Source organism: Methanogenium cariaci JCM 10550 (genome assembly GCF_001315945.1).
Classification (GTDB): domain Archaea; phylum Halobacteriota; class Methanomicrobia; order Methanomicrobiales; family Methanomicrobiaceae; genus Methanogenium; species Methanogenium cariaci.
On record NZ_BBBG01000001.1, the window covers coordinates 141276 to 154337 of the forward strand.

Below are 13062 nucleotides of genomic sequence, written 5' to 3' on the forward strand. Positions count from 1 at the left end.
GAACCTGATGGAAAAAAACCCTGTTTTTTACAAGTGCCCCGGATGCGGCGGCACGATCATGGAAATGGATCCCGGCATGTGTCTGTTATCATCTGAAGATACCCTCTCGGTCAGCTGTGCCGGCACTGAGGTGGAGAAACTCTCTGAACAGACGGCAGACTTTGCCACCGAGAAGCACGTCCCTATTATTGAGAAGGTGGAGGGTGGGATACGAGTCAAAGTCGGATCAACACCCCATCCGATGGCAGATGAGCATTACATCATGTGGATCGCTGTGCAGGCCGGTGCCGATCTGATGATCCATTATCTGAAACCCGGTGATGCACCGGAAGCCTTCTTCCCCCCCTGCCCGGACACGGACGTAAAGGCGTATGAATGCTGCAATGTTCACAACCTCTGGGTCAACCGCTGAAACAGATTCCCGTCATCCCGATTCTCATTTTTTTGGTATTTTCCGTATGTCTGCGGTGATGCAGGTATAATCCTGCTTTGTGTTCCGGAACAAAAGCATAATAGCCGCACTCCCGCAATGTGTACATGCGTATGGACCGTCTTCACCAGTACCTGACCCTGACCACGGATATCGGCACAATCCTCCGGTATATCGGTGCCGGCACCTGCATTCCCCCCCTTGTCGTTGCCCTCATCTATCAGGAATTTGACATGCTCCTTCCGATGGCATCGGTACCGGTGGTTCTCATATGTCTCGGGACGGTTCTGATCCGGCTTCCGGCAACAGACCGGGAACCGCGTCTCTCCATGTCTCTCTTCTCGGTGGCTGCCATCTGGCTGATCTGTGCCCTTGTGGGGGCACTGCCCTTTGTCTTCGGTGCCGACATGCCCTACATTGACGGCTTCTTTGAGGCGATGTCGGGGTGGACGGATACCGGGATGACGATGGCCCCCCCTGATGTGGATGCCCTGTCCCACACCCTTATTTTCTGGCGCACTCTGATGGAATGGTTCGGGGGGGTATCGGAATTGTGGCGTTCACGGTCGCCCTCTTAAACCGTTCCTCTATATCCCGCCACCGTCTCTACAGTACCGAACGCATGGAAGGGCGCAGTGATGCCTTCATGCCGAGTGTGGTGGAACAGGGGGGGGCACAGATGTGGCGGATATATCTGATCCTCACCCTTGCAGGAGTATTCCTGATCCTGCTATCCGGCGTGCCACTCTGGGATGCCATCAATATTGCCATGACGGCGATATCGACCGGTGGGTTTACCATCCATTCCGGGGGAATCCCGGCCTACGACAGTCGCATCCTCGAACTGCTCATCATACCCGTGATGATTGCGGGAGCCCTGCCCTTCAAGATATATTATCTGATGTACCGGAAACGGGAGGTCAGTCTGTTTAAGGATGAACAGGCAAAGCTGCTCTTTTTGCTGATCCTTCTGGGTTTTGTCATCATCACCGCAGACCTGATCGTATTTAACGGTCTGGACCAGTGGTCTGCACTCATAACCGGTCTCTTTATGGCATCCGCGGCGGTCACATCCACCGGGTTCCAGTCCGCGGATCTTGCCATCTGGGAACCGGTCTCGGTGCTCTTTCTCTCCATACTGGTCTTTATCGGCGGGTCATCCGGTAGTACCTCAGGAGGGGGGGTGAAACTCTCCCGCATCCTTATCGGCCTGAAAGGGATCAAATGGTGGTTCAAACGGTCGTTTGTCAGCCCGAAGGCATTGCTTCCTCTGCGTTATAATGGCAAAACATTTCAGCGGGCAGAGGCTGAATTCCTTGTTTCACGGAATATGCTCACCGTTGTGCTCTTCCTGTTGCCGATTCTCTTTGCCCTTGTCATCATCATGCACTTTGAACAGCCCGATATTGATACGACCCTCGTGATCTTTGATGTGATCTCCGCCACCTGCAACAACGGCATATCCACCGGTTTTATATCCCCCCCTGATCTGACCGTCTGGTCAAAACTGGTGCTCATTCTCCAGATGTGGCTGGGGAGGCTTGAGGTGATGGCGGTGATGGTCTTCTTTATCGGTCTCATTCGCGGGTTTGAGTGGTAAGGATGGGGGGGTGAGGAAATCATTATTGCCGCAAAAGAACGTCTTACTCTGAGGGCACGGAGGAGGCTGAAGATAAAATGGTCTGGCAATATTTCACAAAGATCCGCTATCTGGTAACGGTTGCGGCGATTTCCTCCCTTCTCGGCTCGGTGCTGATGTTTTTTATCGGTGTTGAAAAGACCATATCGGCATTTGTCTACTATTTCTACGGGCATGCGTTTTTTGGTGAGGACGTTCTTCCCGAATACCTGACACCGGGCGACCTTGCAACGGTGTCACTGGCGCAGGCTATTGATGTCTTTCTCTTTGCTCTGGTGATGATGATCTTTGCCTATGGCATCTGGTATCTCTTTCTCGTGGAAGATGAGGACAAAGAACGGCTGAGTTTTCCCGGATGGCTGAAAATCAAAAGTATCTTTCAGCTGAAGATGATCCTTGGGGAGGTCATCGTCTTCATCCTTTTTGTACATTTTCTTGAGACGGCAACAAAGACCGGCTATGCCAACCTAACCCTTGAAAATCTCATTCTGCCGGTAGCGATACTTCTGCTCTCGGTCAGCCTGATGCTGCTCCGGCAGGGGGAATGACCCGTTCTCCATCAGGAGGAATAAAGAGCACGCACAACTAAACTTTAGTCAATGAAACAGATCGCCCTCTATGGGAAGGGTGGTATCGGGAAGTCCACCACATCCGCAAATCTCTCGGCAGCTCTCTCTGACTGCGGGCTGGATATCATGCAGATCGGGTGCGACCCGAAACATGACAGCACCCGGATGCTGATGTGGGGGGGGAGTGGATTCCGACCGTCCTTGATCTTGTACGTGAACATGGTGATGCCAATATCGCGGTCTCTGACGCGGTCTTCACCGGGTATGGGGGGGTATCCGGTGTGTCGAGGCAGGCGGACCGGAACCGGGCATCGGCTGTGCGGGCCGTGGCATCATCGCCACCTTTCAGCTGCTCCAGCGTCTGGAGGCACTCTATGGCGATGTGATCGTTTATGATGTCCTCGGTGACGTGGTCTGCGGCGGGTTTGCAATGCCCATGCGTGACGGCTACGCACAGGAGATATACCTCGTGACTTCGGGTGAGTTTATGTCGCTCTATGCGGCAAACAACATCTGCAAGGCAATCGCCCGTCTCTCCCGGCGTACACGCAGTGTCTGTTCCCTTGCCGGTGTCATCTGCAATTCAAAGAATATCCCCGGCGAGGAGGCACTGGTGCGTGAATTTGCCGAACGCGTGAATTCACGGATGATCGCCTATATCCCCCCCCGTGCGAACATCGTTCAGGTTGCCGAGGTGAACCAGCGCACGGTTATCGACTACGCACCGGAGTCGGAACAGGCGGAGGTCTACCGGCAACTGGCGCGTGAGATCATGGAAAACACCACGTATACTATTCCCACCCCCCCACTCGAGATGCATGAACTTGAAGAGCTTGCCCGGTCGCACCTCACGGTTTGAGGGCTGTACGGTCATGGGTGTCCTCTCGGTCAGTGCCTTTCTGACCGATGCGGTGACCCTGATCCATGGCCCGGACGGTTGCAGCCATATCAATGCCTCACTCCTGCACACCACCCTTGCCGAACACGATATATTCCGCATCCCGGAAATCGTCTCCACCGGTCTTGGTGAGAATGAGATTATATTCGGCGGTGAGGACGCACTCCAGGAGGTGCTGACCGATGTCTGTGCCGATGATCCGGCTGCGGTGGTGGTCGCAAGCACCTGCGTCTCCGAGACCATCGGGGATGATGTAGCAGGTATCTGTAGCCAGCCGTGGGACTGCCCGGTCATCTATGTGCCCAGTTCCGGGTTTCTCGGCGGCACCTTTGTGGACGGTTATACCGGGACCCTCACTGCACTTTCGTCTTTTATCACCCCCCCCGGAGAACAAAACCCCGGAAAAGTAAATATCATCGGTGAGAAGAATCTGGAGTTTGAGGCGGAGGACAATTTTCAGGAAGTTTCCCGCCTCCTCGGCATGCTCGACCTTGACGTGAACATCCGGTATGTGCGTGACATCACGGTGGAGGATATCGGGAAATTCGGTGATGCCGGGCTGAACCTCTTCCGGGAGGACAAATGCGGCGTACTGGGGGGGCGGCATTTCGATGCATGTACCGGCATCCCTTCTCTTCCTGAGTTTCCGGTCGGACTCTCGGCAACCCTTCAATTCATCCGGGATGCGGGCCGTCTCACCGGTCGTGACACCACGGATGCGGTCCGGGCCGAAGAAGAGCAGCAGGCCGGACTGGCGGATGAATTCTCAGATCTGGCCGGTGAGTATGTAACCTTTGACTCATTCGGGTTCCAGTCGGCAGAGATGGATATGTTTGCCGAGGTGGCAAAGGCCGTGGGTATCCGGGTCTCCGAGGAAGGCACGGTTATTCCCATCCCCCCCTTCTGTATGCCGGTGGGCACCCTCGGTCTGCGGCGGATGCTCCGGCAGTGGCGGAGGTTTATCAATGGCTAAACCCTGTACTACTCCCCCCCTCTGGCCCTGTGCGATGGTCGGCGCCGCTGCGGCGATGGCCGGGCTGGACGGGGCAGGCGTCATCATACACGGGGCGTCGGGCTGCTACTTCTTTGCAGACTCGCTCATACCTGATCCTGTCAACTGCACCTATCTTGTCGAGGACGAGGTGATCTTCGGTACCGGTGAGCGCCTGCACGAGGTGGCGGAGGCTCTGGTGCCCTTCAGCGAGAAGATTGTGGTCATCAACACCTGTGTGCCTGCGACCATCGGTGAAGACCTCGGCCCCCCCTACTGTGCCGGGTGCGACCCCCTGATCATCGATGCCCCCCCCGGCTATTGTGGTGACATGACGGACGGCTATAGGCTCGCACTGGCCGCACTCCCCCCCACGGAGACGGACCCGTCACGGGAAGGGGGGGTGAACATCGACGGGCTCATATCAACCGACCCCCCCTTTGCCGTCGGAAACCGGATGGAGGCCGAACGCCTGCTTGCCTGTGCAGGTATACCGGTTGCGGCCCGCTACTGTGCCGATACGCTGGCCTCCGCCATGAAACCGGCGGAGATGACGGTGACCGCGCTTCCTGATGTGGCCTCCGGCATCGGGCAGTCCGTCGGCTCACTCTGCGGGCTGGATGCCATAGAGAGCACCTTTTGTGCCCTGTCTGATCTCTTTCCGGATGCAGATAGTGGCCCGGTCACGGATATCTGTGAGGAGACGGAAGAACTGGTGGTCAAGGCATGTGACCGCTACCTCCGCGTCAACGACCCGCCGCGGGTGGCGCTCTTCGGGATGGCCGGCTACATCGATATGGCTGCCGACCTCTTTTCCACCTTTCTGGATGCGGAGATATGCGGTGCGGGTGCCCGCAACCAGCCGCCTGAGGGCTCGTTATGCACCTGGGCCCCCCGGATCTGGGGCGGTGAAACGGATGATCGCGGCAGGGGGGGATCCGGATCTGATCCTCGGGTCCCGGTATGAAGCGACCCTTGCACCGGGCGTGCCCTTTGTGCAGATCACCACGCCCATCCGCAAAAGCTCCATGCTCTGCCACCGCCCGCTGATAGGCACTGAGGGTGTCCTCTGGCTCATCGAGTCTGTGGTGAACGCAGAAAAAAAAGAATGCTGAATTTCCAAATATTATTTTTGTCGGTCTTCCGGACGAATTTCCCGTCCGCAGTGAGGACAGATATCATATTCATTTGTTGTATTGTGATATTGTTCTGAATTTTTTTTCTTTTTTTCCTCTTCTTCCTCCTTGATGACCTCGGAGAATCCGGATGCAAGGATACCCGCCGGGAGGGCAAACAGGCCGATGCGACAAGGGAGATGACAAAGCCCAGTGCTTTGCCCATCGGGGGGGTTATCGGCACCATGTCCCCATATCCGATGGTCGCAATCGTGACAATGCCCCCCCACCACATCGCCTCCGGAATACTGGAGAAGACCTCCGGCTGGGCAGTGAATTCAATCTGGTACATCAGGGAGGCGGCAATAATAAGCACCACCATGATGATGAAGACCGTACCTAACAGTGACTCCCGGTTTCGCTCCAGTACCTTGATCATGAGCTGGAACGAACGGGAATATCTGCCCAGTTTAAAGAAGCGAAATACCCTGAGTGTCCGCAGGAAGGTGACATTGGCGCCGGGGGGGATCAGGAAGGGAATATAGTAGGGCAGGATGGATATGAGGTCTATGAGGGACAAGGGGGGTCAGGGCGTAGCGGATTCGGCCGATAATGGGTTTTTTATAGTGGTCATCGACGGTGCATGACCACATCCTGAGGAGGTATTCAATGGTGAATGCCACTGCCGTGACAATTTCAATGGTGGCAAACAGCCAGAAATGGCGAAACAGCATACCGGGGGGGACAGTTACCAGAATTAACTCTCCCACGCTGATGAGGATGAGGAAGATGATCAGCATATCAAACCAGAGGCTGGTTTTGTCATCCTCTTTGGCTGAGGATACGATCTCAAATACCCGTGTTTTTATCCGACCCATCCGTTCATCTTCCTCTGTAGTATTTTTTATCAGATTTATTCAGGGTTTTGGTCGGGTCTTCTCCGGTTCCGCCTGTATTTGTCTTCCTGTTTTGTTGTCTGCAAGGTATTTCCGGCGAATTTATCCGCTGGTATCGCAAATACCGAACAATGAATGAAGACGGCCGTCAGCTGGTGCATCTGGGGTTTGGTGTCCTCATCGCCCTGGGGATCTTTTTCCTTAGCAGAGAGTATGCCATCATGGGGGGGCTTGCCCTCGGCCTCTTCGGCGGGTTTGTGCTCATCGATCTGGTGGACCGCGGCTACCGGGTGCCGGTGGCATCAGCGATGGTGAAGAATCTCGAACGCACCGGAAGGATGCCGGGATACGGCGCGGTCTGTTTTGTGCTGTCTGCCCTGTTCTGTCTGATCTTCTTCCCGGTGGAATATGTCGTGGCGGGGGGTGCTCACCCTTGCGGTTCTTGATTCTCTCAGCACGATTGTGGGGGCTGCATTTCGGGCGGCACCGGATCTTCAACGGAAAATCCTGGGAGGGCACGGCGGGAGGTATCATTGCGGCATGTATCCCTCTCGTAGTTCTTTTGCCCCCCCCTCTCACTGCGGCGGTGGCAGCGGTTGTGGCGGGCATCGCAGAACTTGTCTCACCCATTGAGGACAACCTGGTCATTCCCCCCCCGGTTGTCTGCCTCATTTGTCTTGCCCTTGCCTGAGGCTGCTTCCCCCCCCTTTTTTCACGGTTAGATATACAAAGGCATATCCCCCCCGAGTAACCCGGGCTCTTGTGAATGCGATGCGGGCTTTTCTCCTGGAAGCTGTTGCACTGCGGTGATATTGTCCTCTCCTGCGCAGATTTATCATTTTTGCGGTCAGATTCCAATAATATGAGTGGGTGTTGCAATCCCCCCCGCACCGGTTCTCCGGCTCTTGGTCGAACAGAGGGCACGGTATGACCGGTCCGATGAAAGCGGGTGTTGCCACCCTCCTCGGAGACCCGAAACCGGCCATCCGCAGCCTTGCCTGGCCGGTGATGATCGGTATGCTGCTCCAGACTGTCTATAACCTGACCGATGCCTTCTGGGTGGTGGGCCTTGGTGCCGACGCACTTGCGGCGGTCGGGTTCTTTTTTCCGTTCTTCTTTGCGGTCTTCGGGTTTGCAAATGGCATGGGGGGGGTCGGCGTGGGGGGGTCGGCCATCTCCCGTCATATCGGCATGCGGGACCATGAAGGAGCAAACCGTGTTGCCGCCCACACCGCAGTGCTGGTTCTTGTCTTCTCGGTTCTGATCACCATCGCCGGGCTCTTGGTTACCGGCAGTTTCGGGACGATTCTCGGGGGGGAGACATCGGTCGCTGCGATGGCCACGGGCTATGCCGACATCACCTTCATGGGCACGTTTTTTATTCTCTTTCTTGCCATCGGCAGCGCTCTCCTCCGTGGTGAGGGCGATGCAAAACGGACGATGTATGTGATGCTCGTCAGTTCTCTGGTGAATATCATCCTCGACCCGATCTTTATCTACGGGCTGGGGCTGGGTGTCGAAGGTGCGGCATGGGCAACGGTGGTCGCATTCATCACTGCCTGTATCCCGATATTCTGGTGGATCTTTGTGAAACGGGATACCCATGTGCAGATCACCTTTGCCGGGTTTTCGTTTTCCCGGCCGATCACCGGGGGGGAGATTCTGAAGGTTGGCATACCCGCCTCGTTTCAGCATGTGTCAATGGCACTGACAACGTTTGCCCTCAACCTGATCATTCTCATGGTGGCCACGACAGACGGTGTCGCCATCTATGTCACCGGCTGGCGGGTGATCACAATCGGTATCACCCCCCCTCTTATTGCCATTTCAACAGCGGTCGTCTCGGTCTGTGGGGGGGCGGCCTACGGGGCGGGCCTCATCCGCAAGGCAGAGGAGGGACACCTCTATGCCATCCGCCTGGGGCTTCTCATCAGTCTCATCGTCACGGTCGCCGTCTACCTCGGCGCCCCCCCGTATATCGCCCAGGTATTCAGCTATAGTGAGGATGCAGCCCACCTCTATCCCGGTCTTGTTTCCTTCCTGCAGACGGTCTGCTTCTTTTTCCCTGCGATAAGTTTCGGTATCTTTTCTGCCTCTCTTCTTCAGGGGGGGTTTGGCAGGGGGGGCATGGACTCTCTTGTGATCACGCTCATCCGCACCATCGTTATGATGGTGGTCTCGTGTTATCTTCTGGCGGTCACCTTCGGCTGGGGGGGCATCATGGGTATCTGGTGGGGGGGGCTTGTCATCGGGAATACCGTGGGTGCCGGTATTGGATTTGTCTGGGCACGCATCTATACCAAAATGCTCATCCGGCGGGGGGGAAGTGTTCCGGAGGAATCAGTTTAATGTGCTGTGGCAGGCAATGCAGATAGTATGGAGATTATGGGTGCACAGTTGGAAGAGATCATCCGGCGACAGGAGGAGAAGGCGGCGCTGCTCTCTTCTCATGCCTGCCGTGACGATGCGGCCATCCGGCGGGACGGGGGGGGCTTCCGGAGGACGGGGGGGTCATCCGGCCGCCGTTTTTCCGGGATGTTGACCGCATCATCACTCACGGGCCTTCTCCCGGTATATCGACAAGACCCAGGTCTTCTATCTCTTAGATAACGAGCATATCACCCACCGGGCGATCCACATCCAGCTGGTGGCAAAAATCGGGCGGACGATCGGCCGGGCCCTCTCCCTCAACGAGGATTTGATCGAGGCGATTGCCCTCGGCCACGATATCGGCCACCCGCCCTACGGCCACTTCGGGGGGAGGAGTGCCTCTCCGCTCTTTGCAAGATTCATCATATCGGCCCGTTTCGTCATGACGTGCAGAGCGTGCAGTTTCTCGATACGATAGAGGACACCCGCCTCACGTTGCAGGTTTTAGATGGCATCCTCTGCCATAACGGGGGGGAAGTGCACAACTCCCAGCTTTCTCCTGACCCAATCACCGGCTTTGCGACCTCTCCCGGAAAAAAACACAGCTGCTCGAAGGCGGTGACCCCCCCGCACCCGGCACCCTCGAAGGCTGTGTGGTGCGGGTTGCAGACACCATTGCGTATCTGGGTCGTGACCTGCAGGACGCGATTGAGATTGGCTGTCTTGATTCGTCCCTTCCCGGTCTGCCCAATGAATGCCGGGAAACCTTCTCCCTGAAAGGAGACCACCGCCGATATAACGCGTCGATCATCGACACGGTCTGCCGGGATGTCATCGCCGGTAGTTTCAATCGCGGGGGGGAGGTTCGCTTTTCACCGGAGGTATCGGCCTGCGTGCAGGCACTCAAACAATACAACTATGCGCAGATCTATGAGAATGCCGTTCTGCATGCACAGATGATACGATCAACGAACTCTTTGCCTTTGAGTTTGAACGGTTCCTCTCCGACGTCGAAAAGGAGCACACGGACTCTCTTATCTACCAGGATCTCATCCGGGCGGAGCATGTCTCCCCCCCGGCATATATCGCGGCGGCATCGCCCGCAGAACTGGTGCGGGACTATATCGCAGGCATGACCGACAAATATTTTGAATCCATTCCGCGGGAACTGTTGATACCAAAGCGGCACTTCCGGAATCATGCTCAAAGGACGGGTTCATTCTGAAAAATGGAAACGTATTGACGGCACCAAAAGAGCGGTGCCGTGTAACCCTCATGCAGTCTGGACAATAGCGTAAACCGTGCCGTTGTATGCACACCCGGAATACTGATTCTCCAATACACGGTATTCCTCGTATGAAATTACTCTCTTGCTGTACCGGGAACCCGGATCATGAACTGCCGAGAAGGAATAGGTCCCGGGAGTAATGCGGACGAGGAGGTCGAGCAATACTCCATGCGAAAAGAGGACATATTTTCTCTGAACAATCAGTTCTTTGAGTGCAGGATGCTCTTTGAAATCTTCCTGAGTGATTTCGCAGCGGGCGGCATCTCCATCACTGATACGAGGATGAGGTCCTGCAGTGACAAATCCTTCTCCGGTTAGTATTATGAAATAACATAACAGGACTATTGCACCTATGATAACCACCGCGATTATTGCGATGGTTGTAAGGAGTGCTCTATTGGATGCCGTAATGCTCTCGTCCTCAGTCTCCATGACGATGCCTCTTTTTTCCGGTTTTGGTGTGGTGCACTCCGTTGTCCTGTTTCATTCTGGTGAATCCCCCTGATAGTCATCAGTCTTTCACCGACAGGGATATCCGTTTCGGACACCGGATCCGGTACGCCGTTTCAGAGAATGCAGACCTCATGCGGACTGACCAATATTGGAGACGGTTCCGTTGTATTCGGACCATGTATAATTATGAATCAATATATTTTTCTCGTCCCATGAAATACGGGTTTTGCTGTACCTTGACTCCCCCTTCTGACCTGCCGTGTGGTAGTGGGATCGGGGGGGATCAATACGGAGCAGAACATCCCAGAACAACCCATATGATACCAATACTAATTTTCTCTTAACGATTAATTCCTCCAGTGCGGGATGTTCTTTGAAGTCATCCGATGTGATGTGACGCGGTACTACACTATCGGATTCAAAGTCAGGACGAGCTACTGCAATGACATGCTGTTCATGATATAGTATGGTTGAGTAAAATAACAGGAATATTCCACCTAAGACGATAACCGCGATTGCAGCGATGGTAATAAGGAGCGCTCTATTGGATGCCGTAATGCTCTCGTCCTCAGTCTCCATGACGATGCCTCTTTTTTCCGGTTTTGGTGTGGTGCACTCCGGTGTCCTGTTTCATTCTGGTGAATCCCCCCCTGATAGTCATCAGTTTTTCACCAACAACGATAACCGTTTCGGACACCGGGTCCGGTATGCTGTTTCAGAGAACGCAGCCCTCATGCGGACTGACCAATATTGGAGACGGTTCCGTTGTATTCGGACCATTCATAATGATGAATCACTATCGATTTGTCGTCCCATGATATGCGGGTCTTGCTTGTATCCTGACTCCCCCCCCTTCTGACCTGTTGTATGGGAGTGGGAGGGTGCGTCTGGTGTTCTTTGTTTGCACATTTACACTCGTTTTTTCAGAGTTACACTTTGAGGTGCAAGCATTTGACGGATTATACGAATCTTAATTCAAAATTGAGCTACAATCGTCAGTTTTATCCGTGTCAGTTACACTCGCACCGGGATCAGACAGACACCCATTCCCCCCCTTACCAAAGGTTCCGGGATTGCTGTATGTTATTGAATATGTGTGCAAACGTATCATACTCTCTGTACATCTATCTCTCCTATTACCTCCTGTACAAAAATGCCCGCCATTTTGGTCGTTTTTTATGGTTACACTTTTGCCCGTATTTGGGTGCAAAGCAGGTGCAAAAGTGCAAACGTCTTCCCCCCCCTGTCCCCCCCCGTAGGTTTTCATTCCTTTCCTGATTGTCCGATAAAAAAGAGAGAATTACTATCTCTTTGCAGAGGGAATTGCCCACAGGTATCGGGAGACCGGATAGCTTTCTCCCTTCCCTTCTGCTGTTCCCGAAAAGACATACACCGGATACACATATTCCTGGGAAGAGGCCAGAGGTTCAATCCAGTACGCAAGTGAGATGTTTGTTATCGTCACGTTGTCGTAATTTCCCCCCCCAGCGGGGTAATGACATCCGTTCCCGCTGCCAGTTCTTCAATCGCCTGCTCTGGACTGATGATGCTGGAATACCGGACCGGGTTTTCCTCCCGTTCGCGGGATGTTTTCGTCACCCCCCCCACCACTTCACCCGCTTCGCCAATGTAGACCGTTGTTGTCCCGCCTACTGTCGGCAGATCATCGATGGTCTGCCTGCACTGAGCCGCAAGGGTGACGTTATAGGAACTGATCTCTTTTCCTGCATCCCATGCACCCTGACGGAAACAGACCGACACGTTATCGAAACACTCTCCTTCAGAGAGCAGACCCCCCCGGCCCGAACAATATGTTTCGGCAATCACTTTTGCTTCATCATCCGAGGGTAAATTTGGTTGATGATCCACGGTTGGAAACATTTTATCCGGAATCGTATACCGGAATCCTCCGGAATTTTGAAAGACTTCAACCCGCTCTTCCGGCTCTTTCGCGGTATCCTTTATCAGGAGAATCCCGGAACCCATCGTTGAGACCTCCCCCCCTCAAGACTGAAATTTTTTGCGATTTTTCTGACGTAGTTTTCTGTTACGACCGGAGTGACCGTTCTGTACACCGGATACGTCTCATTGACCGTCGGCATCGGTGCAGATATACGATATACGGTGCCGGAACCGGTGGAGACAATTACCGGTGATCCAACGTTTGCACTTCCGGGTATTCCGCCGGAAAGATATACCGATGACAGATATATTGAGACGATTACGATGATTACCAGCGCCGCAAGCAACAGGAGAATCGGTGTTGATTTTTTTGCCATTTTATGCACCCCCCCATACATCTGCCCTTAATCTTTCAGCAGCGGATAAAACCGTTTCGGACACCCGATCTGGTTACCTTTGACTGAAACGGTTTGTTTCGGGGAGAGAGTATCCCCCCCTCCTTCTTTGCAGC

At 54.5% G+C, this 13062-nt stretch carries 20 protein-coding genes and 1 pseudogene; 14 read left to right on the forward strand and 7 right to left on the reverse strand.

What is annotated here, in order from left to right; genetic code table 11:
• The first annotated feature begins 7 nt into the window (after positions 1-7).
• The 8 genes and pseudogenes from JCM10550_RS00925 (at position 8) to JCM10550_RS16590 (ending at position 5642) form a co-directional block, all read left to right on the forward strand.
• Entirely contained in the window at positions 8-412 is a 405-nt protein-coding gene (locus JCM10550_RS00925) for a desulfoferrodoxin family protein (RefSeq protein ID WP_062396342.1), read from the forward strand.
• Between the two features lie 131 nt (positions 413-543).
• A complete protein-coding gene (locus tag JCM10550_RS24060) occupies positions 544-1008 on the forward strand; it encodes a potassium transporter TrkG (RefSeq protein WP_281175197.1) in 465 nt (154 codons plus the stop codon).
• Positions 960-2030 (forward strand): TrkH family potassium uptake protein, encoded by a 1071-nt coding sequence (locus JCM10550_RS00930; RefSeq protein WP_281175198.1) that lies wholly within the window; start codon positions 960-962, stop codon positions 2028-2030. The genes JCM10550_RS24060 and JCM10550_RS00930 overlap by 49 nt, the downstream gene beginning before the upstream one ends.
• Positions 2031-2107: 77 nt before the next feature.
• Positions 2108-2617: a YqhA family protein gene (locus JCM10550_RS00935; protein WP_062396343.1), complete on the forward strand. Its 510-nt coding sequence runs from the start codon at positions 2108-2110 to the stop codon at positions 2615-2617.
• Between the two features lie 51 nt (positions 2618-2668).
• Positions 2669-3497, forward strand: a pseudogene (cfbC, locus tag JCM10550_RS00940) (Ni-sirohydrochlorin a,c-diamide reductive cyclase ATP-dependent reductase subunit).
• Positions 3457-4509, forward strand: coding sequence for a nitrogenase component 1 (locus tag JCM10550_RS00945; RefSeq protein ID WP_062396345.1), 1053 nt, complete (start codon positions 3457-3459; stop codon positions 4507-4509). Before cfbC ends, JCM10550_RS00945 begins: the two are co-directional and overlap by 41 nt.
• Positions 4502-5494, forward strand: a complete 993-nt coding sequence (locus JCM10550_RS00950; protein WP_062396347.1) for a nitrogenase component 1 — start codon at positions 4502-4504, stop codon at positions 5492-5494. Before JCM10550_RS00945 ends, JCM10550_RS00950 begins: the two co-directional genes overlap by 8 nt.
• Positions 5445-5642, forward strand: a complete 198-nt coding sequence (locus JCM10550_RS16590) for a hypothetical protein (RefSeq protein WP_083475200.1) — start codon at positions 5445-5447, stop codon at positions 5640-5642. The genes JCM10550_RS00950 and JCM10550_RS16590 overlap by 50 nt, the downstream gene beginning before the upstream one ends.
• On the opposite strand, the gene JCM10550_RS00955 is transcribed toward JCM10550_RS16590, so the two are convergent.
• Together JCM10550_RS00955 and JCM10550_RS19445 are read right to left on the reverse strand one after the other, a co-directional pair.
• Entirely contained in the window at positions 5602-6222 is a 621-nt protein-coding gene (locus tag JCM10550_RS00955; RefSeq protein ID WP_083475201.1) for an ion transporter, read from the reverse strand. The two genes, JCM10550_RS16590 and JCM10550_RS00955, sit on opposite strands and share 41 nt — an antisense overlap.
• On the reverse strand, positions 6113-6520 hold the full coding sequence (locus tag JCM10550_RS19445; protein WP_062396350.1) for an ion transporter: 408 nt from the start codon (positions 6518-6520) through the stop codon (positions 6113-6115). The genes JCM10550_RS00955 and JCM10550_RS19445 overlap by 110 nt, the downstream gene beginning before the upstream one ends.
• Positions 6521-6669: 149 nt before the next feature.
• Between JCM10550_RS19445 and JCM10550_RS00965 the strand changes: the two genes are divergently transcribed.
• From JCM10550_RS00965 to JCM10550_RS21255, 6 genes are all read left to right on the forward strand, one after another.
• Positions 6670-6984: a hypothetical protein gene (locus JCM10550_RS00965; RefSeq protein WP_062396352.1), complete on the forward strand. Its 315-nt coding sequence runs from the start codon at positions 6670-6672 to the stop codon at positions 6982-6984.
• Positions 6972-7229 carry a hypothetical protein gene (locus JCM10550_RS00970; RefSeq protein WP_062396360.1) on the forward strand — a complete coding sequence of 86 codons (258 nt, stop codon included), beginning with the start codon at positions 6972-6974 and terminating at the stop codon, positions 7227-7229. Before JCM10550_RS00965 ends, JCM10550_RS00970 begins: the two co-directional genes overlap by 13 nt.
• 236 nt (positions 7230-7465) lie before the next feature.
• Positions 7466-8887 (forward strand): MATE family efflux transporter, encoded by a 1422-nt coding sequence (locus tag JCM10550_RS00975; protein ID WP_062396362.1) that lies wholly within the window; start codon positions 7466-7468, stop codon positions 8885-8887.
• Positions 8888-8914: 27 nt separating this feature from the next.
• On the forward strand, positions 8915-9148 hold the full coding sequence (locus JCM10550_RS21245; protein WP_245618562.1) for a hypothetical protein: 234 nt from the start codon (positions 8915-8917) through the stop codon (positions 9146-9148).
• Positions 9149-9185: 37 nt separating this feature from the next.
• Positions 9186-9386 carry an HD domain-containing protein gene (locus tag JCM10550_RS21250; protein ID WP_245618563.1) on the forward strand — a complete coding sequence of 67 codons (201 nt, stop codon included), beginning with the start codon at positions 9186-9188 and terminating at the stop codon, positions 9384-9386.
• A gap of 178 nt (positions 9387-9564) precedes the next feature.
• The gene (locus JCM10550_RS21255) at positions 9565-10044 is read left to right on the forward strand and encodes a hypothetical protein (protein WP_245618564.1); all 480 of its coding nucleotides are present in this window, start codon (positions 9565-9567) and stop codon (positions 10042-10044) included.
• A gap of 137 nt (positions 10045-10181) precedes the next feature.
• On the opposite strand, the gene JCM10550_RS00995 is transcribed toward JCM10550_RS21255, so the two are convergent.
• From JCM10550_RS00995 to JCM10550_RS01010, 5 genes are all read right to left on the reverse strand, one after another.
• Positions 10182-10628, reverse strand: a complete 447-nt coding sequence (locus tag JCM10550_RS00995; RefSeq protein WP_062396369.1) for a hypothetical protein — start codon at positions 10626-10628, stop codon at positions 10182-10184.
• A 150-nt stretch (positions 10629-10778) separates the two neighbouring features.
• Entirely contained in the window at positions 10779-11228 is a 450-nt protein-coding gene (locus JCM10550_RS01000; RefSeq protein ID WP_062396371.1) for a hypothetical protein, read from the reverse strand.
• A 724-nt stretch (positions 11229-11952) separates the two neighbouring features.
• The gene (locus JCM10550_RS17835) at positions 11953-12114 is read right to left on the reverse strand and encodes a hypothetical protein (RefSeq protein ID WP_157199798.1); all 162 of its coding nucleotides are present in this window, start codon (positions 12112-12114) and stop codon (positions 11953-11955) included.
• Positions 12111-12635 carry a hypothetical protein gene (locus tag JCM10550_RS01005; RefSeq protein ID WP_062396373.1) on the reverse strand — a complete coding sequence of 175 codons (525 nt, stop codon included), beginning with the start codon at positions 12633-12635 and terminating at the stop codon, positions 12111-12113. The genes JCM10550_RS17835 and JCM10550_RS01005 overlap by 4 nt, the downstream gene beginning before the upstream one ends.
• Positions 12614-12928, reverse strand: coding sequence for a hypothetical protein (locus JCM10550_RS01010; RefSeq protein ID WP_157199799.1), 315 nt, complete (start codon positions 12926-12928; stop codon positions 12614-12616). Before JCM10550_RS01010 ends, JCM10550_RS01005 begins: the two co-directional genes overlap by 22 nt.
• Positions 12929-13062 lie beyond the last annotated feature (134 nt).